Source organism: Dyadobacter sp. 32, assembly GCF_902506755.1.
GTDB lineage: Bacteria > Bacteroidota > Bacteroidia > Cytophagales > Spirosomataceae > Dyadobacter.
Genome location: NZ_LR735258.1, coordinates 368,341 through 393,445 on the forward strand (window position 1 = coordinate 368,341; position 25,105 = coordinate 393,445).

Annotated in this window: 15 protein-coding genes; 8 read left to right on the forward strand and 7 right to left on the reverse strand. The window is 46.2% G+C overall.

From position 1 onward, the window contains the following. Nucleotides 1–492: 492 nt before the first annotated feature. Nucleotides 493–708, reverse strand: coding sequence for a hypothetical protein (locus DYADSP32_RS01415; protein WP_149244365.1), 216 nt, complete (start codon nucleotides 706–708; stop codon nucleotides 493–495). 110 nt (nucleotides 709–818) lie between these two features. Here DYADSP32_RS01415 and DYADSP32_RS01420 point away from each other — a divergent pair, with 110 nt between their 5' ends. After that, nucleotides 819–1,112, forward strand: coding sequence for an alpha/beta fold hydrolase (locus DYADSP32_RS01420; protein ID WP_414617424.1), 294 nt, complete (start codon nucleotides 819–821; stop codon nucleotides 1,110–1,112). A gap of 447 nt (nucleotides 1,113–1,559) precedes the next feature. Then, the gene (locus DYADSP32_RS01425) at nucleotides 1,560–3,299 is read left to right on the forward strand and encodes a serine hydrolase domain-containing protein (RefSeq protein WP_414617425.1); all 1,740 of its coding nucleotides are present in this window, start codon (nucleotides 1,560–1,562) and stop codon (nucleotides 3,297–3,299) included. 33 nt (nucleotides 3,300–3,332) lie between these two features. Here DYADSP32_RS01425 and DYADSP32_RS01430 read toward each other — a convergent pair whose 3' ends face one another. The 3 genes from DYADSP32_RS01430 to DYADSP32_RS01440 form a co-directional block, all read right to left on the reverse strand. Beyond that, entirely contained in the window at nucleotides 3,333–3,605 is a 273-nt protein-coding gene (locus DYADSP32_RS01430; protein WP_149244363.1) for a hypothetical protein, read from the reverse strand. Nucleotides 3,606–3,765: 160 nt separating this feature from the next. Next, a complete protein-coding gene (locus DYADSP32_RS01435; RefSeq protein ID WP_414617426.1) occupies nucleotides 3,766–4,980 on the reverse strand; it encodes a thioredoxin family protein in 1,215 nt (404 codons plus the stop codon). Between the two features lie 289 nt (nucleotides 4,981–5,269). Then, complete coding sequence (locus DYADSP32_RS01440) at nucleotides 5,270–6,412, reverse strand: winged helix-turn-helix domain-containing protein (RefSeq protein ID WP_149244361.1); 1,143 nt, start codon at nucleotides 6,410–6,412, stop codon at nucleotides 5,270–5,272. A gap of 113 nt (nucleotides 6,413–6,525) precedes the next feature. Here DYADSP32_RS01440 and DYADSP32_RS01445 point away from each other — a divergent pair, with 113 nt between their 5' ends. The 4 genes from DYADSP32_RS01445 (at nucleotide 6,526) to DYADSP32_RS01460 (ending at nucleotide 14,326) form a co-directional block, all read left to right on the forward strand. Beyond that, nucleotides 6,526–7,536: a sialidase family protein gene (locus tag DYADSP32_RS01445; RefSeq protein WP_149244360.1), complete on the forward strand. Its 1,011-nt coding sequence runs from the start codon at nucleotides 6,526–6,528 to the stop codon at nucleotides 7,534–7,536. Nucleotides 7,537–8,273: 737 nt separating this feature from the next. Next, nucleotides 8,274–8,594 (forward strand): DUF6660 family protein, encoded by a 321-nt coding sequence (locus tag DYADSP32_RS01450; RefSeq protein ID WP_149244359.1) that lies wholly within the window; start codon nucleotides 8,274–8,276, stop codon nucleotides 8,592–8,594. 86 nt (nucleotides 8,595–8,680) lie between these two features. Continuing rightward, a complete protein-coding gene (locus tag DYADSP32_RS01455) occupies nucleotides 8,681–13,069 on the forward strand; it encodes a CusA/CzcA family heavy metal efflux RND transporter (RefSeq protein ID WP_149244358.1) in 4,389 nt (1,462 codons plus the stop codon). A gap of 45 nt (nucleotides 13,070–13,114) precedes the next feature. Beyond that, nucleotides 13,115–14,326, forward strand: a complete 1,212-nt coding sequence (locus tag DYADSP32_RS01460; RefSeq protein ID WP_149244357.1) for an efflux RND transporter periplasmic adaptor subunit — start codon at nucleotides 13,115–13,117, stop codon at nucleotides 14,324–14,326. 365 nt (nucleotides 14,327–14,691) lie between these two features. On the opposite strand, the gene DYADSP32_RS01465 is transcribed toward DYADSP32_RS01460, so the two are convergent. Further along, nucleotides 14,692–15,261, reverse strand: a complete 570-nt coding sequence (locus DYADSP32_RS01465; RefSeq protein WP_149244356.1) for an AbiH family protein — start codon at nucleotides 15,259–15,261, stop codon at nucleotides 14,692–14,694. A gap of 237 nt (nucleotides 15,262–15,498) precedes the next feature. Here DYADSP32_RS01465 and DYADSP32_RS01470 point away from each other — a divergent pair, with 237 nt between their 5' ends. Then, the gene (locus tag DYADSP32_RS01470) at nucleotides 15,499–16,056 is read left to right on the forward strand and encodes an antirestriction protein ArdA (protein ID WP_149244355.1); all 558 of its coding nucleotides are present in this window, start codon (nucleotides 15,499–15,501) and stop codon (nucleotides 16,054–16,056) included. 533 nt (nucleotides 16,057–16,589) lie between these two features. Here DYADSP32_RS01470 and DYADSP32_RS01475 read toward each other — a convergent pair. Together DYADSP32_RS01475 and DYADSP32_RS01480 are read right to left on the reverse strand one after the other, a co-directional pair. Further along, nucleotides 16,590–17,423, reverse strand: coding sequence for a T9SS type A sorting domain-containing protein (locus DYADSP32_RS01475; protein ID WP_149244354.1), 834 nt, complete (start codon nucleotides 17,421–17,423; stop codon nucleotides 16,590–16,592). 30 nt (nucleotides 17,424–17,453) lie between these two features. Further along, the gene (locus DYADSP32_RS01480; protein WP_149244353.1) at nucleotides 17,454–24,173 is read right to left on the reverse strand and encodes an Ig-like domain-containing protein; all 6,720 of its coding nucleotides are present in this window, start codon (nucleotides 24,171–24,173) and stop codon (nucleotides 17,454–17,456) included. A 379-nt stretch (nucleotides 24,174–24,552) separates the two neighbouring features. Between DYADSP32_RS01480 and DYADSP32_RS01485 the strand changes: the two genes are divergently transcribed. Further along, nucleotides 24,553–25,053, forward strand: coding sequence for an antirestriction protein ArdA (locus DYADSP32_RS01485; RefSeq protein ID WP_414618143.1), 501 nt, complete (start codon nucleotides 24,553–24,555; stop codon nucleotides 25,051–25,053). The last annotated feature ends 52 nt before the right edge of the window (nucleotides 25,054–25,105 follow it).

The window sequence follows — 25,105 nt, forward strand, 5'->3', positions numbered from 1 at the left end:
ATCACATTTGATCAGATCAGAAAAATGACAGCGATCTGCTTTCTTTGGTGTGCGAAACCATATAAAGGCAAAGTATTTTGGGTGATTTGACCTATGGCAAATGTATAATATCCGGTAATTGTAAGGTGTAGGATTAGCGTCAGTAAATGGTAGAATTATGACGATTTTTGACGCTATTTTTGATAGCATTAGTTTTGAATAAATAGTACTAATGCTACAAAGTGAGTTACTTGATAAGAGATAACAGTAGCAAACTACTGACAATGAAATGCTATTAATTGATTTGTCTGGATTTAAATAAAATGCCAATTTTGGCATTTTAAATATTTTATTATTCCGTAGTTTTTTGTTTTTTAATTACCGTATTTCCTGAATAATAATCAATCAAGAGGCGGATAAATGAATAATGGAAGAAAGTTTTCATCTATTGTGGCGGATTAATATATCCTGAAGTGTTGCCACTCGGAGATTCCCTTGTTTGGCGCCCAGAACTCATTCGATGTAATCAGAATGAACTGTATTGGGTTTTTTGGGGTCATGCGCGTATTTTTTGAAAACACGCGAGTCGAAACTGATAAGCCCACTGGTGGTTGCAAACCACATCATTCCGTACCTGTACTGGCTAATATCGTTAATCGTTGTAACAGGTGCTCCATCTTTGCCCGAGAATCTTCGAAAAACCTGCGCATTTGCGGAAGCAATGTCCATGCAGGAAATTAAGCAGGATACTACAAGAAAATAAACTTCTCACAGACTAGATTTAGTTACACGTTGAAGCTGTAAAAGAGGATAAAGACTGGTTAGATAACTATCAACGAATGAATCCTGAGCCTGAAAAATGGATCGAATTTTGGGAGGAAAATCAAAAAATGTGGAGGCGGGAGATCAAAATTCCAGAGGATAAAATCGCCAGCATTGATGTGCCGGTGTTATTAATACGTGGTGACAGGGATATGATTAAACTGAATCACACAATATCGATGTATGAGGCTCTCCGTCATGGACAATTATGTATTTATCCAAATGTGGGACACGAAATGCCTGACCAAAAACGGGAAGTGCTATGCCGTATAGCGATCGAATTTCTGAGTGAAAAAAGCACTATCAAATAACGTCTAGAAATTGCGACGAGTCTGAACCGGTAGGCGAGCTATACACAGACACTTGCGAGCGTCTGTGTAACACAACTGTATCGGAAACATTTTTTTTAGTATACCCAACTTCCTACGGGCTAAAATCGATATCAGTCCGTAAAATCGGGCCGCCGAGGCGGCAATTTTTACATTTCGTTAACTTTCTTTTACCGGGCCTTAACAGACGCCGGGATAACAACTTTTATCTTTGTGGCCACCGCAGTGGAGGCCTCCGTAGTGGCTGCCTCCGCGGTGGTTGAAATCCGGGAAAGTAAAAAAGGAAATAAAAGAACTGGGTTCGTATATTCTGCTCCAATTTGGATACGCTAGACCCTTTCGGTCGGCCGATGCTTTCTGCGGCGGCCGCTTCCGTGACAATTTTTAATTTAACATTTGAGATAAATGACCATTCCCGCCAAACCATCCATGAAAAACCAGCAACTATTTCTGATTCTTTTCTTTCTATTGTTTGTATCTCATGTCCAAGCGGATGATTTGGACGATTTTATCCGGAGCCAAATGCAGAAGCGGGGCATTCCCGGTTTGTCCCTGGCTATAATTCAGGACGGAAAAATCCTGAAGGCTCAGTCATATGGATTTATTGATAAGGATGGAAAGTTGCCTGTCACGACTAACACCTTGTTTCAGGCAGGCTCGGTGAGTAAATCGGTTGCGGCTGTGGGCGCTCTGTATCTTGTTGAGCATAACAAACTTGTTTTGGATGAGAATGTTAACGTAAAACTTAAAACTTGGAAAGTGCCTGACAATGAATTCACAAATGACAAAAAGGTTACGCTACGCGGAATACTCAGTCATACTACCGGTCTTACCGTGCACGGGTTCCCGGGATACGCTGTGGGCGCGGAGATCCCTTCGGTCGTTCAGATTCTGGATGGGAAAGCCCCAGCCAATACACCGCCGGTTCGCGTAGACTTTGTTCCAGGCTCCCGTTGGAGGTACTCAGGTGGCGGTTACACCGTCATGCAACAACTGATGGTGGATGTGACTGGAGTTGCTTTTCCGGAATTCATGAAAAATCATGTGCTTTCGCCACTGGGTATGAAAAATAGTACCTACCAACAACCTTTATCTCCAGAACTGGCAAAATTGACGGCCACCGGTCACTTCAACAATCGAAGTGTAGTGGAAGGTCGCTGGCACATTTATCCTGAGATGGCAGCAGCGGGATTGTGGACTACGCCGTCCGATTTGGCTCGATTCGCGATTGGTATTCAGAATGCTTATGCTGGAAAATCAGGAAGTGTAATATCCCAGTCCATGACCCGCCAAATGTTGACAGATCAGAAAAACAGGGATGGACTTGGTGTTTTTTTGCAGGGTGATAGTACTATGCTCCGCTTCGGCCACAATGGGCGCGACGAGGGTTTTGATGCGTTACTGACCGCTAGTGTGGACAAAGGGCACGGCATTGTGATCATGATCAACGCGAATGATAACTCGCTTATGATGGGCAGGATTGTTGATTTTATCGCTGGCTATTACCATTGGGATGGATTTCCTGTAAAGACTAAACCGGCCGCGGTAGATGTGGATTCCCGCACTTTAACGGCTTTCGAAGGTCGATATGAATTATTTAATAATCGAATTGTCACTTTTGAGGCTGAAAATCAGCGCCTTTTTACCATAGAAGATGGTTTTGTTGATGAAGAATTTGTGCCCGTCGCTAGTAATACGTTGACATCGACTGACCGGAACGTTTCTGTGATCTTCAATCCCGATGCTAATGGAAATGTGACTGGCTTCACGCTTCAAGACGATGATCAAAGGTATGAACGAAAGGTTCCACGTATTGGTCCTCTTGCCGATGCCCATAAAACCAACGCCGATCCTGATCCGTCACGCACAGCCAAAATCATGGCGGCTTTGCAGGCTATGCTAAAAGGTGGTAAACTATTAGAAGACGCATCAGGCCTCACTTTGGGAGCCAAACGCGATTTTGCAAGAGGAATACGAGAGCCGGAAACTTTGAAATCATTAACTTTTATTCATTCAGAAAACGTCGCCGGCCGGGGAATTAAACGCCATGAAAGCGACGTAAGCGAAATATTAACTTACCAATTGAAGTCCAATCAGCCGGACACCTATATACTCGTCCATCTTACCTCCGACGGCTTGGTTACGGATTGCGATCTCGTTGATAGATAATAGCTATTTGATTCGAATGATGTAGGTTGGCAATTAAAAGAAATTATGAAATATATACCCATATATGCTTTCTTCCTGATGTTTGTTTTTTGCACTTCCTGTGGACAAAACCAAACAAACGTACCAAAAGATAACAGCGTTGTTCGGATCACCAATCAAAATGGTGCCATTTCTGCCCGCTTTGATATTCCATTCCGCCCTTAAAATGCATTTTGGCTGGAAAAAGCGCCAGAGGCCACCGGGTATACGGCCTCCTTTAAAGCCATTGAAACTGTTGAGCCAAATATTGCCTTTTCTGGTCTCCATTCGTCCATAGTGTGGCTGAGGAAGCCAGCCACCTGATGAGCTCACCTTTGTTTACAACTCCATCGTCGGTGAGCAAACACCTCACCGCCCTGCCCCCTCTTTACTGGATCTTGAACTGGGAATGATAGCTACGGTAGCGTGGGGGCATCTGGATTGATAATTACTGCACCCTCGCCACCTGCTGGTTGTATTTGGTCAAATCTTCCTTTGCGGCTTTGGCCGTTTGCAGGCATTGGCCTGCATATTTTTTTGCCTCGTCCTTGTGTCCCATCTTGTGGTAAGCTTCTGATAACTCCAGATATAGCCCTGCCATGATTTTACTGTTTTGCTCCTCCTTTTTGGCTGCTTTCAACCCAGCCGCTGCCCAAACCGGCATTTCCGCGAGATAGGATTGATCCGGCGCTTTTTCGTTGAAGTATTTCATCAGATAAGCATAGTCGGCAAGTGCGAGATTAGGAACCTGTTTGCGGTATTCGTTAAATCGGTTCACAGCACCGGGTGTATTTTTAGCCCTCAGGTAAGCGTCCAGTTCCTTAATCAGAAGCCTGGCCGAGGCGTCAGCGGGGGAGATGCCAAGTCTGCCCATGTCCATGCGCATTTTTTCAATGTCATCAACAGAAAAGCTGTCGCCTGCCGGGCCGTACAATGTGTGGTACAGAATGGCCTCGCCTGCGCCCTGAACATCTTTGGCTGCATGTTTTGATTTAAATTCATCCAAATGCCCAAAGAAATATTGGGCTAACGGATTGCGGTAGTCGTTCATCAATCGGGATAGCACAAAAAAGCCAGCCTGGCCGGTGATGTCCTCAGGTTGCACAAGAATCTTTCCCAGTTCACTATTGATTTCGGTCAGCTTTTGCTGATCCTTTACCGCTTTGCTGTATTTGCCATACCCGATCAAAAACATCAGATTCCTGTCTCCGGAAGCAAACCTTGCAGGGTAACTTCCCGTCCGTTGCAACGGGCTCAGGGCTGTTTTACCATGTGTGATTACTTCCTGAATGAACTCCTGACGGCTGGTGTGTTCGGCAGGGTTAGACGTGTGGATCAGATCACCATTGGCATCAAAAAAGAAGAACAGCGGAAACTCAGGGTAGGTCACCCCTTTATCTTTTTGAAAGGCAGCCGACTCTTTTGAATTGGCCTCGGTTTTCCAGCTGATAAAATTGGCATTATAAAAATCTCCAACAGCCTTTTCTTCCAAAACAGGAGCTAGTGCATCACAATGGGGACAACCCGTCAGATACACCTCCACAAATACAGGTTTATTGACATTCCTGGCTTTGGCAAGTACCGCCTTAAAATCGCCAGCCTCAAAACGGATACCGGATTTAAGTTTGGTAACCTGGGCATGAACGTGGTGATTTTGGAACAAAAAAATAAAAAAGCAAAACCCAAGAAGATGAGGGTAACGTGCAACAGGCATAAAGAAGGCTTGATGATTTGACGAAATGTAAAACACCGTAAAAATAGTCTTTTTTTAGAAATCAGTTGTGTTAGCTTGAAAGGATAATCAGCAAAACCAACAGTGTAACCTTAATTTATGAGATTTGGACAAAAAAGGACTGATACAATGGGTGACAGACCTTTCACGCGAAACCCAGGTACTATTTCTGAAATTTCTGGATACCCTGAAAACAGTTTAGAGTATAAGGCATTTGATTTTAAACAATCTGTCTTTCTGGTATCTCCAGTTTATACCCTTTCCCATGAACATTAGTGATTCTCAGCTCAGGGTCATGACTTAATTTCTTTCGGAGTTTCGACACAAACATGTCCAGGCTGCGACCGGTGAAGACCCCTTCATTGATCCATACTTGCTGCAGCAGCGTTTCGCGGGGGATCAGTTTCCCAAAATTTTTGTGGAGCAATTCCAGAACCTTGCATTCTTTGTCTGTGAGACTAATCACCTCACTTCCCAAAAGCAGGCACTGCGCTTTCGCGTTAAATAGAAAACTTCCGAGCACAGCCAAATCCGGAACGGGCTCTTTTGTAATAGCGTAGTTTTGATTTTTCCCGGACACCGGTTTTATATTTTTCCAAAAACGCCAAATCAACAAGGCAACACCGATCAATACAAGAATACTGCCATAAACCACATGGGTGAACGGATCGTCAGAAGTCGTCGATTTGGATTCCTCAGGATTTGGGTTGGCGTCCTGAGGATCCGTTTTAATTGATTTGAGTTGTTCTGTCCGCTGGTCGATGTCAAAGGCGAATGTTGTCGTTTTTGACTTTTCAAGTTTTAGATTGACTTCCTGAGGATCAACTTTAAGCAATTCAGTAGGCTGGCCTACATCCGTTTTGTTCTGTTTTGCTTCCTCATAAGAATCCGGAAAGGCAAATTCAATGGTATAACATCCCCAGGGCTGACTTCTGCCACTGCAAGCCAGTATATCTGGCGAGTTATTATTTACCTGGAAACCATAGACGATGCCGCCTTTCACGCAATCGTGTACTGTAACGGTGTAACCAGAAGGGAACTGTGCTTTGGGAAGTAAGCTCTGTGTCAGCACCATGAGCGAGTCATGGTTAAAAACGAATTTATTTTCGAACCTGAGCAGAAACGTGCCTTCTTTAATCTCCGTAACCGGTAATACCCGTGAGGTTGAGTCTCCTGCCTGCAACAGCAGCCGATGACCAGTTTGACGAATTATCAGGTTCAATTGCTTCGTCCGTCGATCTCGGCCGGAATTTTCTGTGAAAGACGAGGCGATAAAAAAAATAGCAAGCATCGCCGTGGCAGTGCCGGATCCCACCAACAACCGGTTGGTAAAAAAGCCAGTAAAAGCAGAATTTACACGCATTTACATTTCTTTTTACAATTGATTTACAAAGAGCGGCAACGCCATCGCCTACATTTGGATATGTGAAATTAAAAACAATTTTACACTATTATTTCACCAAACCAATTCTAGTCATGAAAATCTGTAACCTTGCTTGTTTGCTCCTTTTTCAATTCTCATTTGTCTTTGAACAGGCTTTAGAATTTCCACAGTCATCCTCACTCCCGGATACAAAGCAAAAACAAAAAAGAGATAAGCCCGGAGTTGCAAACATCATTTTTAGATCCCTGGATGGAGGACAGACATGGCAGGACATTAGCGAAGGGTTGCCTGAAAATTTGCCGGAAGACGGTATCCCGAGAGATGGTTTTCTTGCAAATAATAATAGAATTTATCTGCGTGCTGGAAATGAGATATATCAAAGTAGCCTAAATTCCATGGCTCCTTTTTGGAAAAAAGAGATTTTCCCTGACGAACATAGCGGCATTGTCGCTGGTAAGACCGGAATGCTTGCATTCAATTACGGTGGCCGGTTTTTACAAAAAATAAATGAAACGGGGTTATGGCTACCGATATATGAGGGTTTTCAAGGTAAAAGCGTTCGGACCGTTTTTGAAAGCGGAGACACCGTCTTTATCGGTTGCGATTGGGGGCTTTATAGATCTGATGACCGTGGAAAAAGTTGGGAGCGAGTCTACGACGGAGGCTGGGTAATGAAATTGGTAGAGTCAGATGGAGTGCTGATAGCGACCAGCCAAAGCGGAATAATTCGGTCGACAGATAATGGTAAAAGCTGGGTTAATGTAATTAGTGAGGGTGGTGTGGGTATTGCAATAGAACGCATTCAAGGTGGATTTGCCGCTATCACTTGCAATACAGAGACGGAGACAAGGAGAGTACGGACATCTTACGATGGCGGTAAAACGTGGCAGCCAATCGATGCTGACCTTCCGGCAAGCCTCTATATTGCTTCAATTACGGAAGTTGGGAAATACATGTTCTGTGGTCACCCTGCAGGCATTTACAGATCTTCGAACAAGGGAAAGACATGGCAACTTTTACTTCCTGCTATACAAGATAAAGTCTTCAACTTATCTGTTTCTGGCAAAGTTATCTATGCCATGCCAAGAAATGGAGGATGTTGAAAATTCAGGCTAACTTCTTGTTCCTTGCCAAGTGTTCGGCCATAGAATATTGCAAATCGGTTCATATCTCTGAGCCCAGGTGCCGTGACATGGACCCAGCGTATTTGCGCTCAAATTTCTCTAAACAAAAATAGGATGGTGTTCAGTAGAAAACATATCCTCAGTTTTAGTCTGGCTTTTAACAATAAATTAGACATTCAAAGAGATCGAATCACTGGTTCACTGCAGCAGCTTATTGATAGCACTAGAAATTGATGTAGATACTAACTTCTCTGGCCGACAAGTTAGTGATCTCGCTGGAATTGGCACGGCACCGCCGCCCGGCCCATACATGAAAAGTGATGCGCTAGACAGGTTTGAAAAAAATGCGCCCTTTGATGCCCTTTAAGTAAGCCCGGTGGAATCATTTTCATCCATTAACTGCCTTATAATCAGCATTATTTCTGAATTAAAATCCCGGGTTGCCGGGCTGCCTGGCAGTGATTAAGGCAATTTTCCATCATACTGGTTAAAGAGACGGTCTTCTTCCAAACATCTCAGGAATGCGCGTTAAGATGACTTTGCTGGCTTAGCGCTATTGGAGAAGTTTGTGGAGACATTCTTACTTTTCATCTGTCACTGAAGTTGAGTTATTCAATCTACTGGAGTGGTTGCACATCAGGCCTGCAAATATGGCCGAGATCTTATTTGTTTCTGCCTACCTGTTGCATGTTTTATTGAGTTACTTTTGCAGTATTATGAGATTAGCTCTTTATTTATTAGCTTTTTACACGGTGGTACTATCCTGCATTCCCTGCCAGGATGAGCCTTTCTGTGTCTCATATAATGGTAGCCTGGCCATCAGTGATGCCAGTTCTGATCACCAGGATCAGGGCAACGTTGACCTATGCTCCCCATTTTGTATATGTGCCTGCTGCGCAGGAATAACGCTTCAACAGCCAGTTGCTTCTTTACCTGATGCAGATTCACTGCCATTTTTTAACGATGATGCCTTCGCTTATACGGCTGGTAGCAAAAGTGGAGATCTGGCAACTATCTGGCAACCTCCCAGAATTTAGTGTAATCCATTCTTTTATGGTTTGCTTGTCGCTGTGACTTAATAAGTCCCGGTTATAGGCTCATTCTACACAAATTCTAAGTACAGATGTTAGATAAAGTCATTCATTTTTCAATTTACAATAAGCTCGTTATAGGAATATTCACCCTGGCACTTGTAGTCTGGGGCGGATATTCGCTGACACAGCTACCCATTGATGCTGTGCCGGACATCACTAATAACCAGGTACAAATCATTACAAGCAGCCCTTCACTGGCAGCTCAGGAGGTGGAGCGCCTGGTTACATTCCCGGTTGAAACAGCTATGGCGACCATCCCAAGCACAGAGGAGATCCGCTCCATTTCAAGGTTTGGGCTATCGGTAGTTACAATCGTTTTCAAAGACAACATTGATATTTACTGGGCCCGCCAGCAGGTTTCCGAGCGTCTGCAAAGTGCCGTAGAACAGATACCGGCTGGTGCTGGATCTCCTGAGCTTGCACCAGTAACCACCGGGCTGGGCGAAATATACCAGTATGTGCTGCATACCAAAAAGAGGTATGAGAACAAGTACCCGCCCATGGAGCTCCGAAGCATCCAGGACTGGATTGTCAGAAGACAGCTTTTAGGCACAGAAGGCATTGCCGACGTAAGCAGCTTTGGTGGATTTTTGAAGCAGTACGAAATAGCGGTTGACCCTTTCAAATTAAGAAGTGCCCAGATCTCGATGACCGAGATATTCTCTGCGCTTGAGAGAAACAATCAAAATACGGGTGGGGCTTACATTGATAAAAAGCCCAATGCCTACTTTATCAGAAGTGAAGGGCTGATTACAAACCTGAAAGATATAGAAAGCATACAGGTCAAAGAAACGTCGAACGGTTTGCCCGTACTGATCCGAGATATTGCGACGGTGCAGTACGGTACAGCTGTAAGGTACGGGGCGATGACGCGCAATGATGAAGGCGAAGTAGTAGGCGGGCTGGTATTGATGCTGAAAGGCGCTAATGCTGCAATGGTCATCGGTAATGTAAAGGAAAGGATCCAGCAGATAAGTAAAACACTCCCAGAAGGTGTGGTGATCGAGCCGTTCCTGGACCGCACCAAGCTGGTCAATAATGCAATTGGCACAGTTTCCAAAAACCTGATCGAAGGAGCGCTAATTGTCATCTTTGTATTGATCCTGTTACTGGGTAACCTGCGGGCCGGGCTTGTGGTTGCTTCGGTGATCCCACTGGCAATGCTCTTCGCAGTCAGTATGATGAACCTGTTTGGTGTATCAGGTAACCTGATGAGCTTGGGGGCGATTGACTTTGGCCTGATTGTGGATGGTGCTGTTATCATTGTTGAAGCCACGCTGCACCATATTATGAGCAAGAAATATATCCACCGGCTTTCTCAGCAGGAAATGGATAATGAAGTCTACGAGTCGGCCTCCAAGATCCGGAATTCAGCAGCCTTTGGCGAGATCATTATCCTGATCGTATACCTGCCGATCCTGGCTCTGGTGGGCATTGAAGGAAAGATGTTTCGGCCTATGGCCCAAACGGTAAGCTTTGCCATTCTGGGAGCTTTCATCCTTTCGCTGACTTATGTGCCGATGGTTTCGGCCCTGTTTTTAAGTAAGAAAAACGAGCACAAGCCCAATATTTCAGACCGGATCATTGCCTTTTTTCACAGGCTGTACCTGCCTGCACTGCGCTTTGCGCTACGACAAAAAATAGTTGTGGTTGTGACTGCTTTGGCACTTTTCGGCCTGAGCCTGTGGATGTTTCTGAATATGGGCGGCGAGTTTATCCCGCAGCTTGACGAAGGTGACTTCGCTATCGAAATGCGCGTGCTGACAGGTAGCTCACTTTCCGAATCGGTGGATGCCGTCCAAAAGGCGGCCGGTGTGCTGCGGAAGAATTTTCCAGATGAAGTAATAGAAGTTGTGGGCAAAATCGGCTCTTCAGAAATACCAACAGACCCCATGCCCGTAGAAGCCGGTGATGTGATGGTTATATTAAAGGATAAATCAATGTGGACAAAAGCGGAAGGAAGGGAAGAATTGGCAGAGAAAATGCAGGCCATGCTTACCCAAACCATCCCCGGCGTGACCTTTGGGTTTCAACAGCCCATCCAGATGCGGTTCAATGAGCTGATCTCGGGGGTTAAGCAGGATGTTGCAATCAAGATTTTCGGGGAAGACCTGGAGGTGTTGGCCCGGCAGGCAGACAAGATCGGCAAACTGGTGGCTTCTGTTGAAGGCGCCCAAGACCTGTATGTCGAAGAAGTGAGCGGCCTGCCCCAAATCGTGGTAAACTTCGACCGCGAACGTATGTCGCAGTTTGGTATCAGCATTGAAGATGCAAACCGCACCATCAATATGGGCTTTGCAGGAAGCAGCGCGGGGGTGGTTTATGAAGGAGAAAAAAGGTATGACCTTGTCGTCAGGCTTAAAAGCCAGAACCGTCAGACCCTTGAAGATGTCCGTGCGTTGTTTGTGACTACATCGCATGGAGAGCAGGTGCCGCTGGGCCAGATTGCTACTGTTGAGATGAAAAAAGGCGCTAACCAGATACAGAGGGAGGATGCAAAACGCCGGATCACAGTGGCATTCAATGTCCGTGGGAGGGACGTGGAGAGCATTGTTAATGAGCTCCAAACCAAAATTAATAGCCAGGTCAAGCTGCCAACCGGATACTATACAACCTATGGCGGCCAGTTTCAAAACCTGCAAGAGGCCAATACCCGTTTAAGCATCGCCGTCCCGATTGCACTGCTGCTTATTTTTGTGCTGCTTTATTTCACGTTTAACTCGCTGCGCCAAAGCCTATTGATCCTTACGGCTATCCCGCTATCAGCGATCGGTGGTATCATTGCCCTTTGGTTTCGTGGAATGCCATTTAGTATTTCTGCAGGGATTGGTTTTATCGCACTTTTTGGTGTGGCCGTCTTAAATGGTATCGTGCTGATTGCAGAGTTCAATTCGCTGTGTAAAGAGGGGATGACCGATTTGAAAAAGGTCATATTCGAGGGTACCGAGACGCGCTTGCGCCCGGTATTGATGACAGCCCTTGTGGCATCACTTGGGTTTTTGCCCATGGCCTTGTCCAATAGCTCAGGTGCGGAAGTCCAGCGCCCACTGGCAACTGTGGTCATCGGTGGGCTTGTGTCTGCAACACTTTTGACGCTTTTGGTGCTGCCGCTATTATACCTGATTGTCGAGAAGCGTTATGGTGGCGCTGCATTTAAACCTGCCGTGGCACTTCTACTTGTTTTTGCCGCATGTACCTTTGCCGCCCCCAATGTCCAGGCGCAGGATTCGGCAACTGTAGGTCGGAAAATTTCGCTCGAAGCAGCCATTAGTGAAGCCACCGGCAAAAACCTGGAAGTAAAAGCGGGTATTTACCGGATTGATTACCAGCGTGCACTGCTTGGTACTTCGGCTGAGATTGCAAAAGCGGATATTTCCTGGATGGGTGGTCAATACAACAGTAGCCGGTTCGATAACCAGTTCAATATTTCGCAAACCTTGCCCCATCCAAAGGTAGCCACCAGAAGACGGGAACTGTTGTCTGCGCAGATTACCGGCGTCCAGGCAGGGCTGGAAGTGACAAAGGCCGAGCTGATCAGACAGGTTAAAGCCAATTACTATCAGCAGGTTCTTTTAAAACAGCAACAGCAGATGTTATTGGTGGAAGGCCTTCGTGCCGACCGGTTTGTCAAAGCAGCTGCCCTGCGATTCAAAACCGGCGAAACAGGACAACTTGAATATTCGGTAGCCCAAAGTGAGCAGGGTGTAATACAGGCCCGGATCATTCAAAACCGTGGAAATTTGCTAATCCTGCAAAGACAGCTGCAAACGCTGCTCAACAGTGCAGAGCCAATACAGGCCCAGTGTGATACCCTGGAAAAGCGTTTCCTTGGCGCCATTGCACTCGATACTGCCGACATTAATTCAAACCCATATTTACAGTATCTACGCCAGCAGATTGCCATTGAAAAACAGACAACAGCCTTTGAGCGCACTAGTCTGCTACCTGATTTCAGCGTCGGCTATTTCAATCAGTCTTTGATTGGGGGGCAAAATATCAATGGTACCGAAGTCTTTTATGGGGCCGGAAAGCGTTTCCAGGGATTTCAGCTTGGACTTACCATCGCGCTTTTTAGCGGCGCACCCAGGGCACGCGTAAAAGCATCACAGCTCAATGAGAAAGTTGCGCAGAACCAATGGGAACTTGCGCGGATGCAAGTGGGAAGTGGCTTGCAGCAAGCTTTGCAGTCTTATCAGAGTGCAACTCAGAGCCTGGTTATATATGAACAAAAAACCTTGGTTTTGGCTGATGTGATCGCAGGCAATGCCACAAAGGCCTATGAAGCAGGTGAGATTGGCTATGTTGAATTTTCACAGGCGCTGACCAGGGCTTTAAATATCAGGTCAACATACCTGGATCTGCTGGGCAGCTATAACCAATCGGTCATTGAAATTGAATTTTTGCTAGCCAAACAGTAATGATCCGCTTCAAATTATCCATTGTTAACTAAAGATCCGTATCCAATGAGAAATATAATAGTTGTTTTGTTTTTTCTGGCAGGCCCTTGGGCTTGTGGCAAAAAGCAAGAAGAAAAGCAGCAGGAGCCAGCCCATCTGGAGGGGGTGCACCATGAAGAAGAAGGTAATGTGGTTGAGCTGACCAAAACGCAATATGAAACCGCTGCTGTCGAATTGGGTCAGATCAGTACCCGTAATCTAAGTGATGTTGTCACTGCCAATGGAGTGATTGATATCCCGCCCCAAAACCTGGTGAGCATATCAGCACCATTGGGCGGGTTTGTCCGGAAAACAGAACTGTTGCAGGGTATGCAGGTGAAGAAAGGGCAGGTACTGGCAACAATCGAAAACCCTGATTTTATCCAGATACAGCAGGATTTCCTGGAAACAGAAATTAAGCTGGAATATGCCCAGCAAGAGTACAGTCGGCAGCTGGAATTGAGCAGGGAGAATATCAGTGCCCAAAAAGTATTGCAGCTAGCAACCTCGGAAGTAAAGACCCAGAAAGCGCGGTTGGCAGGGTTAAGGGAAAGGCTTATTACAGCCGGTATAAACCTGAATACCTTAGAAAAGGGCACCATTGTCAACAACGTCGTGATACGTTCCCCCATCAGCGGGTCTGTGACGACGGTCAATGTGAATATTGGAAAATATGTTAACCCGACCGATGTGATGTTTGAAATTGTTGATACTGACCACTTGCATGTCGAGCTTTCTATTTTTGAGCAGGATATCCGCAAAATCAAGCTGGGCCAATTGGTGCGCTTTACAGTCAGTAACAACCCGGGCAAGGAATTTCTGGCCAAAGTGTATTTGATCAATCAGAAAATCAATGAAGACCGGACAGTGCGTGTGCATTGCCACCTTGAAAAAGACGACAGGGGGCTGTTGCCACAGAACTTTGTGAAGGCTGTAATCGAGATCGGCGCAAATCCTGTAACCGCGCTGCCCGGCCCGGCTATAGTTGATTTTGACGGGGCGTCCTATATCTTCATACAGCGACCTGAAGGTGCCCATGCGGGCAGCACATCTGTGCGGGCAGAGTCTGAGGGGATGGCTTTTGAGATGATCCCTGTAATCAGAGGAGCATCAGAAAATGGGTACACACAAGTCAAATTTCCGCAGGAGTTTGACGGTCCAAATGCAAAGATTGTCCTGAAGGGTGCTTATGCCATGCTATCAAAACTTAAAAATTCAGAGGAAAAAGCAGGGCATTAACTTATAAACCGGGTCATCCTGGGCAGTATCGCACTTAGCCTGGTCCATACGTTGATCCTCACCCATTGTCACGATGAGCAGGTGTAGGGGTTGGTGCAGACGGCAAAGTTTTTAATAATACGTTTCTTGCCAACCATATTTCGTTCGATGGTCAGTTGTACCCCTGCTATTACTATTGCTGAGATGTTCCAGATCGTTTAAGGTTCTCTGCACCTTGATTTACCCATACAAAACGGTTCGTAGAAGACGGGTTTGTTTGTTTGTTGATAACAAATATCCTTGTGCGGTACAAGGTTGACATGTAAACTTGTTCTTAGCCTAAAACAAAACCTGATTAAGAGTCTGACGGGCTTAATTAGGTTTTGTTATTTCATTTTTTCGAGAATTGCCTGGTTCTCATCCAACTCGTCACCGTGACCAAATATGATTGATTCAGGTGTATCACTAAGGTGGCCATGTATATACCTTAATGATGTTTGAACAGGCGAATCTTCAAAAAATATCCCCAATTTCCTTTTCATTCGTTCTCTATTCTCTGGACTAAACAGGTATCGTTGGATTGGATCGGTATAATTGAAGCTAAGAAAAAGAATATGATTAAGCTCTGGCTCCGTTAGTTCTTCTTTTTCAGGCAGTCGTCCATAGACCCAACTCTCAGTGTCCGACATTCTCCATTTTTTGATGGGTTTCGTGAACAGTTTGCTGAAAATTTTTGAGTCAAATGTGTTTGGTATCTTTATCTCTTCAAATAAGTATTTGTTAAATAACGCAACTATCTCCGCCAACTCCTTATTTAGCTCCGCGACAGTATAGTTACGGATTAGGTTATTGGGTTTCTGCTCGTTGCCTCTTATCAAACTGATCAGGAGATTCTTATAATCGTCTTCGAATCCACCCCAGGTGTTTGAATGTGGTTTATCAAGCACATAATTCAGGAATTTATTTTTTGAATATGGCTAGGCGCCCCCGGCTAGGCGCCCCCGGGCTAGGTGCCCCCGGCTAGGTGCCCCCGGCTAGGCGCCCCCGGGCTTTGGCCACTCCTTAAAGAGCCGGATGGGCTTGCACCCCGGAGGATGAACCCCGTCATTTTTTCATTGAGTGGAAGGCGGCGATTGCCCTGAGCACAACGCGGGGCGGCCCCGCCGGGCTTAGCTATCTTAAAGCCTTTCAAAATGAAAAATCTTGAAAACACGCCGAAAATTTATGTTGGTACTTATGGAATGTACAGCAATGGATCGCTGTTCGGCGAGTGGATCAATCTGACCGACTATTCTGACCGCGAAGAATTCTACAAAGCCTGCTATGAATATCACCGGAATGAATTCTTACCCGAACTGATGTTCCAAGACTGGGAATTCGTTCCGGACTTTCTGATCTCGAAAAGCTGGCTGCACGAAGACACCTACAAATATTTTGAGGCGATTGCTGAAATGAGCAGCGATGGCGCAGAGGCGTTTGAGTTATATTGTAATAACATCACCTCCTGGCCCGGTAACGGAATGTATTTCGATGAACTTCTTGAAAACTTGAATGAATGCTATCAGGGGTACTTTGGAGGCGCTGTGAAAGATGCCAAAATAGAGTTTACATATCGGTACAATGAAGATACCGGAATGCTGTCCGGCGTACCTGAAATGCTGGAAAGATATTTTGACTACGAAGCTTACAGGAGGTACCTTTTCGTGGAAGGTTACACCGAGTATGATGGTCAAGTCTTTCTGGACCAATAAACTCAAAGGGTTCTAACACAACTGGGATGTTAGACTCCTTTTTAATACACCTTCAAAAAAATCAATTTGTCTTTTGGGCAGCAGAGCTAAAGTTGGATTTTAATAAATTCATGTCGTCACTAATCTTCCGGGCTACAATTTTGCGTAGATCTGGTTGGTTTTCAAACTGCTATGCCCGAGCATCTTTGAAACGCTTTCGATGGAAGACCATTAGTGAACGTTACAGATGTCGCAAATATCTACCGGGCTAAAAGAAAGGTGAAAGGTTTGTCCATCCGGCATACATCGCCAATTTCTTTCAGGTCGGAATTCATCTTTTAATTTGTTAGATAGAAATGAAAATCAGTAACCGTGGGAGAGGCTACAGTAATATTTGGATCAACTGTTTCGAAAAGCAAAACCCGGAAATTTTTCTCCCACGCAGCTTCGGAAAAATTTGCAGGAAGTCGTGTTTTGCCCTAAAAAACAGTTGACCCTGAAATCCCAAGATCAACTGCTATCTATATTAGATCGAACGGAGACGTTCAAGAAACTTACTCAATCATAAGCTTCTTATAAATTTTCATGTTAGTTCCCTTTATTTCAACACTATAAACACCAACAACAAGGTTGTCTGGTAGTGTGATGAGCTGAGAGGCAGAGCCTCCGCCGTGTTCGATTTTTTTTGTATACATAATCTGGCCTGACGTATTGATCAGTGTTACATCATATTGGCCTTTGAGTAAATTAAGTAAATCCAGATTTACGACCTTGCCAGTGACCGGATTAGGGTAGAGGTTGCTTGCTTTGGCTCCTTCGCCGATTGCAACTTTTACGATTCTAGTAAACGAGAACGTCGCGTCCAGGTCAAGCACCTTCAATCGGTAATAATTGTTTCCAGAGAAAGGCGCTTCGTCGGTAAAGGCGTAGTTGATGACGCTCCTGCCGCCAGTTGTTAATACCTCACCAATTTTTACAAAAACCCTTGCATCTGCACTTTTTTCCACTTCATATTTCAAGGTGTTGTCCTCGGTAAGGATCTTCCAGGTTAACGCCACAGCATGTTCTTTCTGGTACGCTTTAAATTCACTGAATACTACCGGAAGCGGTGCGTTGAGCAGCGTTATCGTGGCATCACCAGCAGCTGGTGTAGTTGGATCGTTGGTTGGAACGTTGGAGAAATTACTACCGCTCAGCGTTCCCTGATTACTGATGGATGCTGTATTGGCCGGAACCAGCGGGTTATTGATGGTTACGTCGTAGAACACTACAATGCTGTCACCGGGATGTATGGTGCCTACGTTGAATGGACCCTGGGCGATCGCCATCGTACTGAACATCCAAAATATGCAAATCGCAAAGAGCGAATTTCGCTTTATAGAATTCATGTTAATATTTTTAGAATGTTTAAATCTCAATTAATTATTAGGCAAAGTGCACGCGGCTTGATTATAATTAACAGTGCCGCTTACAGGAACAAGGCCGGCGCAGCTACCACCTGCGCACGTATTAGCTGCTTCCAAAGCTGCCAAACTTGCCTGGGTAACGTTAAATGTGCCATTAAGCCTGCGTAATCTTATATAACTACCATCGCCAGCCTGCCCAACAACATTCGACATAACGTTGCCAGATATATTCGTGCACAGGGTAGGTGCGGGGGTATTCGGCGTCGTTTGATTATCCTGTATAGCCATCGCTCTGCTGCCATTTATATTTCTGATCGTGTTATTTGTGATGGTTAAATTTGTGTTTTGACCGCCGGTTGCAACCCCAGTAAGTCCGACGTTCACCGTAATTCCCTGGAAAGAGGTTATTTCCTGAATGATATTGCCACTGATTTGAATATTGACTGGTACAGCACCTTCATTCTGGATACGAATTCCTGATCCTACCTCCGACCCGGAATTAACAACACCTAATGTGCCTATGGTATTATTCAGGAACTTACCACTTATCAAACTCGTAAAAGGGCCGTTGGCAGATGCGAATACATTCATGCCATGCGATCGGTTACCTGTTGCTGTATTATTTGCAATATTAAACGTAGCAACCCCACCTAATGAAGTCGATACACTTGTCGCTGCATTGTTGTTGGTGAATGTTGCACCTGAAATGTTAGCCGTCACATTCGATCCGTCAGACGACGCGTCTACATGAATAGCGGTCGCTGTATTCGGAGCTGCGCCGGAATACGAGCCGCCAACTGCCGTGATGGTCATTGTGGCAGTTCCCAATGCCAGAAAGTTTACAAGGTTTCCATGTCCGCCGGTTGATCCGTTACTGGAAATCGTACTGTTGTTGATCTGGAAATCGGTGAGCGTTCCGGCGGCATTCGTTATTTGTACTTCAAATTCCCAGTTGTTACTGATCACACAATTATCTATGCTGGTTGGATTGGCTCCGCCAATTGCAGTACCCGAAAGATTATACATGTCAATCCCTGTTTCATCCGGATTGGAATTCGTTTCATTGCCATTTCCTGTAATATTGCAACGTACGAGCTGAAATCCGTTGGACGATGCAGTGAAGGGTTGGATTCCTCCAGAGCCCGGGTTTCCGCCAAAAATGCCGCTATGATTATTTCCGGTAATGTTCATGTATTTCAATCTGACGTTGGAGGCGTTAATCAGCCGCACGCCTGGTGTTCCGCTCCCTGTGCCGGCTCCAAAAGCACCGGTCGCGATGTAGCTGCCTGTTTTATTGGTAATTGATCCGCCTGAGCCGTTATTGCTTCCTCCTCCATCGCCTGTCACCGTTAATCCCCCTGCTCCACTACTATTAAGGACAATTCCTGGCTCAGTTCCTCCTGTTGAGGTAATGCTCAAAAATGTCAGCCCATTTGCGCCTATTGTAGTATTAGTAACATTTAGGGCTGTGGCACCGGAAGTGCTGTTGATAGTGTTGCCCGTTCCTGCAACCGATATCGTACCCCCACCCGTAGCATTGAAGCCCGTTCCGGAAGTTGTGGTTAACACCAGGTTATTTCCGCTGAAATTGATTGTACCTCCCGTATTGCCTGTTAAACTAACAGCAGCAGATGTCGTTGTACTCAACGTTTTGGTGCCGGATCCATTAAATGCGACCGTTCCGCCAGTTTTTGCATTTACCTGTATGCCAATGCCTGTGCTGCTTTTGCTGAATGTACCGGAATAGGTAATATTGCCAGCAGAGCTGGTGTTGACGTTAATGGCTATTCCAGTCGGGTTCGTAACTGAAGTGTTCGATGAAAAGCTGAACGTTCCGTTTGATCCGTTCAATATATCAATCCCAGCATCTCCTCCATTCAGGGTCGTCGTGCCATTGAAATTATAGGTCCCGTCTGCATTGTCGAACTGCAAGCCCGAACCGTTTGTTGCACTCAGCGTACCGGTCTGGAAAGTGATGGTTCCAACACTATGATCCTTCACATTCACCATGGCGAAATTATTTGCCTGGGTAACATTACCGCTATACGTTATAGCACAGGTATTGCCAGTAAGCGTTCCATCTACATTGAATGCATTGCCTGCCGGGCTGGTGATGGCCGTAGTCGTTCCGAATGTAAATGTCCCCGCTGATCCATTAAGGATATCTACCGCGGCATCCCCACCATTCAATGTAGTTGTGCCATTGAAATTGTAGGTGCCATCGGCATTGTCAAATTGGAGGCCGGTGCCGTTGGTAGCGCTTAACGTTCCCGTATTGAAAGTGATCGTGCCTGTATTACCACCAGAAATACTAACCAATGGCTGACCTGCTGTTGTCTGAGAAACAGAACCGCTATAAGTAACTGATCCCGATCCACCGCTCACATAAAATGCAGGTGCGGCACCACCGTCGATAGTACCACCATTAATAGTAATAGGTCCCGTGCCTGTAACATTTGTTAAGTTAATTCCATAAGTTCCAGTTGCAATAATGCTTTGTAAAGTAAGGCCACTGGCTCCAATAGTTGTATTTGTAAGATTCAATGCTGTACCTGCACCCGATACGATAGTATTTCCGGTTCCTGTAATCGAAATCGTTCCACCGCTGACAGCATTAATACCGTCACCGGATATTACGGTAGACAGGTCGATACCGCTTCCGCCACCCGCAGGGGTGAAATTGATCGTGCCGCCTGTGTTACTCCCAAGAAAAATGGCATGTCCAGAGTTTAACTTAGCGATTGAAATAGTAGGATTATTGAAAGTAACCGTTCCACCAGTTACTCCGACTATGCTGATGCCAGCCCCCGACGTTAAACTTGAAGCTTTTGTGAGATCGCCTGTGTTAAAAGTAATGTTTCCGGCAGCATGCCCGTCTATGTTCACAAGCTGTCCGGTATTAGGTCCGAGATTCATACTCCCGTTATAAGTCACTATAGCATTACTTGACGTTAACCTAAATGCGGTACCCCCCTGACCGTTTGCCTTTATAATAGAAGTGCCGGTTCCAAACGTGAATGTACCGCTGGAGCCATTGAATATGGCTATACCGCCGAATTCGCCATTCAATGTAGTGGTTCCATTAAAATTATAGTTTCCGTCCGCATTATTAAATTGAAGACCCGTGCCGTTTGATGCGCTAAGCGTTCCGGTGTTGAACGTGACAACACCCGTATGCCCGCTCTGAATGCGAAGGAGTTCGGCGTTATCGGCTTGGGAAATATCACCTTTGTAGGTGATATTCGCGGATCCTCCGGAGATAAAAAATGGAGCCGCCGATGCATTACCAGTTATGGTTCCGCCTTCGATAGTCGTTGTACCATCGCCGGCGTTGTAGGTCATGGCGCTGCCAGTTCCTCCGGAAGCACTTACGTTGCTAAATGCAAAGTTTGCCGTGCCCGTATTTACATTAATCGCAGTACCTCCCGGGGTACTGACAGTATTCTGGGTTCCACTGATCACCGCGGTTCCCCCTTCGGTTGCTTGAACGCCAGTACCGCCAGTGGTAACTACACTAAGTACTGAATTCCCGGCAGCCAATGTAGCCCCTGCAATATGAATGCCTATGCCCGTGGTGGTTTTAATATTAAATCCGTCATTGGTAATGCTAAGTTGCGTGCCGTTGGCGATTCGAAGACCGGTCCCTGTGGTCGTGGTGATGTTGCTTACCGCTGCCTCTGCAAGCTGCACCGTCCCAGCATTGTCCAGTGTCATTGCGTTATTCGTTGTACTTCCGTTCGCTCCGGTTTGCCTTACTATGCCAAAAGTTTTGGGCCCCGTGCTGGTAGTAATGCTGGTCAACTGGCCTGTGGTTGTACTCAACAACGAAAAGATAATCCCATTGGATCCCGCATTGGTATTTGCGATATTTAGACACATTCCTGACGTCGTAAGGATCGTATTTCCAAAACCGGTCACTTCAACCGACCCCGCCCCGCCTGAGACGTTCATACCAGTCCCACTGGTGGTTGTGATCGAAAGATCACCACCCGAAAAAGCAATGTTGGAAGTTCCATTCGTGCTTAGTGTCACCGCAGTGTTGGCACCCGTCGTCAGCGATTTGGCCCCACTGAAAGTTACCGCCGTAGCTGTGGTAGCATTGACACTTATACCCTGGCTACTACCGGCGGCCGTAAGGTTTCCGCTCAGTGTGATAGAGCCGCCCGTCGTGTTTTTTATATCAGCCAGATAAGTGCTTGGCGCGCTGTGGGTCAGTGTTCCGCCGTAAGTCACGGTGGCCGAACCGCCTGCAACGCTGAATGCAGTGCCATTCGCCGTCAAAGAGCCTGTGCCACCGGCTATTGTTCCTGAGATGTTATTTAGAAGAACTCCATTTGTTCCGCCCGTAGAAGTAAGTCCGGAAAAATTCAGGTTTACCGTTGAGATTCCCGATGCCTGTGAAAGGCTGATGGCTGCGCCACCTGTAGCGCTGATGCCGGAAGTATTATTTGTGACAATGATCTGCCCTGTGTTGTTAGTACCCAACAGACCAACGCCATTGGTTGTGGTGATACCCAGTGAGCTGAAAGTGACATTACCTGTGTTGCCTTGGATGGAAACGCCGTCCGTTCCTGCGCTGACGGTCGTCACACCGAAAGTGGGAATGATCGACGAAGAAAGAGAGATTAATATCCCTTGCGAAGTGCTTCCGCTGACTGTGGTCTGGCCAAAGTTATAGGTGCCGGCAACCGACTGGATCAATACACCTTGCGTGGCACTGCTGGTGGTAGCAAGGCTGGTCAATCCCCCGGCAAGCGTTCCGGTCTGCAGATCCAATGCCTGGCCTGTTCCGTTCAGGATTACATCCGGCGTAGCGGCGTTTCCAAGGGTTAAGGTTCCAAATGAGCTTCCTGTAATTTTCTTACCTGTACCTGCATTGCCTACCGTCATTCCTCTGACGGTATTTCCGCTGTTGAGGGTAATGATGTTTGCGTTGGTCGCAGTCATTGAAACGACCGTGCCATTTCCGCTGTTCATGGACGGAAACTGCGCACTGTATGTTGCATTAGGTGTTAAACCTGTGATTGTTTCCAGGCTCTGGGAAGCATCCTGGCCGATCAGTTTTTGAGTTGCGAGCAACGTAATACTGCCCGAGTAAGCCGTAGCGCTTTCGTAGAGAAAGATCGTTTGTCCTGCTGCCGTGCCCGTTACATTGGTAATCAGTTTAAACGGGCTGCTCAGCCTGCCATCTCCATTTGAAACGGCATTGTTGTTGACAAACCAAACCACACCGGCTACGTTCAATGTGACCGTTGTTGCACCTGTGGGCATGGAAAAGCCATTATCCGCTGTATAAGTGAAGCTATCGCTACCGGTGAAGCCAGGAGCAGGATCGTATGTGAAGCTTCCGTTGGCATTTACCGTCAGGTTACCACCGCCACCTGTTACCACAGCAGCACCTACATTGGCAGCGTTGCCATTTACAGCCGAAACAAGCAGGCCGCCTCCTGTATCATTGGATAAAATACCGGTTGCACTATTGGGTGAAATGGAAACGTTCCCAACCACATTATACGAATCCGCATTTGCGACAGCTGCCGAACCAACAGTGACCGAAACCACCGCATCATTATCTGGCAGGTTACCATTGCCAGCGATGTACCCAAACTGATCCTGGCCTGAAAAATCGGTGGCAGGCGTATAAGTGAAGGTCCCATTGGCGTTGACCACGACTGCGCCTCCATTGTTAGAGCTTCCGGAGCCGCCTGCCAGCGTTGCAGCCGGGTTAGCCGTGGGACCGAAGGATATTACGGCCGGCGTGGGAATGCCGTAGTCATTGGTGATCACATTGCCACCGGAAAGTTGCGTATTGAAAGGAGTTGTAAATGTTTCATCCCTTGCCATGGTCGAAGTTTTGACCGAACCGCCTACGAAAGTGGTATTGGTAGGCGCAGGTTCAGTAAGCACTACACCCGTAGCATCTCCGGTGCCCAGGTTTTTGATTGCTGTCCGGTAGGTGAGCTCATCTCCTGAGTTGGCCTGGTTCGTTGGTGGGGTATCGGTTTTTAGCGTGTATTTGAGTGTTGCAGCCACGACAGGCGTAGGGGTACCTGCATATATCGTGACATCATCTAGCCCAATTCCCTGCGCGTTGGCTGCGACCGCATCCGTGAACAACCAGCGAAAATAAATATCGGCATTATTGGCAATGTTTAATCCGCTCAGTGTTACGGTTCTGGTAATGGTATTGGGTGTGTCAAATGTATAGGAAGAGGCTCCTGCGGCAAAGATGCCCGCAGAAATATCCCCTGCGTTTCGGGCTGTCCAGGCGGTTCCATCCACAGACGAGAAGAATCCTAGACTAACCTCAGAAGTATTGACCCGGTAGCGCTCAACATTGAACGAAATGGTTAGTGTAGTAACCAAGGCACCGGTCGTATTACGAAAATAGGCCATCACTGCATTGGGGCTGGCATAGCTTCCAGACGTGAGAAAACCGACCGCTCTGTCCGCACCGGCAGTCGTGCCCCAATTGTATGCACCACCAGTTGTCGGCGAGCCGGTATTGGCAGCCTGGGTAACACTGGAAAGACCAGTTGCCCAGGTAGTCGTAGCACCCGCACCGGCCGCAGATATTTTCCAGTTAGCAGGCAATGTCAAGGCGGCTGCCATGGCATTAAAATCTTGTTTGGCAGGTGTGTTGAGCGGGATTGAAGTTTGTGCTCTTGGCTGATTAGCAATTGTGAAAAATAGCAGAAAACAGACTAGTGCCTTAGTGTAGTGTTTTTTCATAAGCGGTGAGTATGAGAATGTCGAGTTATAGATAAAGGTATATTATAATATTTCATTTTATCATACAAATTTTTGATATGTGTTGTAAGTGTAATAAAGAGAGTTGGTTACATGTTCTCGCTTAACGTATTGGGAAGTATGAGTGATAAGCCAGAGATAGCGAGAATACTGTGACCAATAAACTTTGAACTGCGGTGGTTGAGTCATCGAGAATGAATTTTGGTATATTGGTGGATTAAATAAGCCGCCCTTTTCCCTTGATCAAGCAAATCCTTTTTCTACTGATCCCTATTTTTATCCTTTCCTGCAAGAAAAGTAGTAACGATCCTGTTGATCCAGATTTAACTACGCAACTAGTTGATACGTAAACAACGGATCGCTGTTCGGCGAATGGATGGATCTGAGCGACTATTCAGATCGGGAGGAGTTTTACAAAGCCTGCTACGAGTTTCACAGAAATGAATTCCTCAGCGACGGCTGCCGTCCCGAGCTGATGTTCCAGGACTGGGAATATATTCCGAATTTCCTGATCTCGGAAAGCTGGCTACATGAAGACACCTACAAATATTTTGATGCGATTGCTGAAATGAGTAGTGAGGGTGCGGAAGCATTTGAATTATATAGTAGTAACATCGCCTCTTGGCCTGGTAACGGAATGGATTGCGATGAACTTCTTGAAGGTTTTAATGAAAGCTATCAGGGATATTTTGGAGGCGTAATTAAGGGCGCGAAGATTGAGTTTGCCTACCAATACATCGAAGATACCGGAATGCTTTCAGACGTACCTGAAATACTGGAAAGGTATTTTGATTATGCGGTTTACAGCAGGGACCTTTTTCTGGAAGGTTACAGCGATGGTCATATCTTCCTTGACCAGTAGTATCAAAAAAGGTCTGATTCCGTTGGGTGTCAGACCTTTTAAAATTTTTGAT

What these genes read in the sequence shown, in the direction of transcription:
- DYADSP32_RS01415 (WP_149244365.1), bottom strand. Translation starts at nt 708, where the DNA reads ATGGACATTGCTTCCGCAAATGCGCAGGTTTTTCGAAGATTCTCGGGC.
- DYADSP32_RS01420 (WP_414617424.1), top strand. Translation starts at nt 819, where the DNA reads ATGAATCCTGAGCCTGAAAAATGGATCGAATTTTGGGAGGAAAATCAA.
- DYADSP32_RS01425 (WP_414617425.1), top strand. Translation starts at nt 1,560, where the DNA reads ATGAAAAACCAGCAACTATTTCTGATTCTTTTCTTTCTATTGTTTGTA.
- DYADSP32_RS01430 (WP_149244363.1), bottom strand. Translation starts at nt 3,605, where the DNA reads ATGGAGACCAGAAAAGGCAATATTTGGCTCAACAGTTTCAATGGCTTT.
- DYADSP32_RS01440 (WP_149244361.1), bottom strand. Translation starts at nt 6,412, where the DNA reads ATGCGTGTAAATTCTGCTTTTACTGGCTTTTTTACCAACCGGTTGTTG.
- DYADSP32_RS01445 (WP_149244360.1), top strand. Translation starts at nt 6,526, where the DNA reads ATGAAAATCTGTAACCTTGCTTGTTTGCTCCTTTTTCAATTCTCATTT.
- DYADSP32_RS01450 (WP_149244359.1), top strand. Translation starts at nt 8,274, where the DNA reads ATGAGATTAGCTCTTTATTTATTAGCTTTTTACACGGTGGTACTATCC.
- DYADSP32_RS01455 (WP_149244358.1), top strand. Translation starts at nt 8,681, where the DNA reads ATGTTAGATAAAGTCATTCATTTTTCAATTTACAATAAGCTCGTTATA.
- DYADSP32_RS01460 (WP_149244357.1), top strand. Translation starts at nt 13,115, where the DNA reads ATGAGAAATATAATAGTTGTTTTGTTTTTTCTGGCAGGCCCTTGGGCT.
- DYADSP32_RS01470 (WP_149244355.1), top strand. Translation starts at nt 15,499, where the DNA reads ATGAAAAATCTTGAAAACACGCCGAAAATTTATGTTGGTACTTATGGA.
- DYADSP32_RS01475 (WP_149244354.1), bottom strand. Translation starts at nt 17,423, where the DNA reads ATGAATTCTATAAAGCGAAATTCGCTCTTTGCGATTTGCATATTTTGG.
- DYADSP32_RS01480 (WP_149244353.1), bottom strand. Translation starts at nt 24,173, where the DNA reads ATGAAAAAACACTACACTAAGGCACTAGTCTGTTTTCTGCTATTTTTC.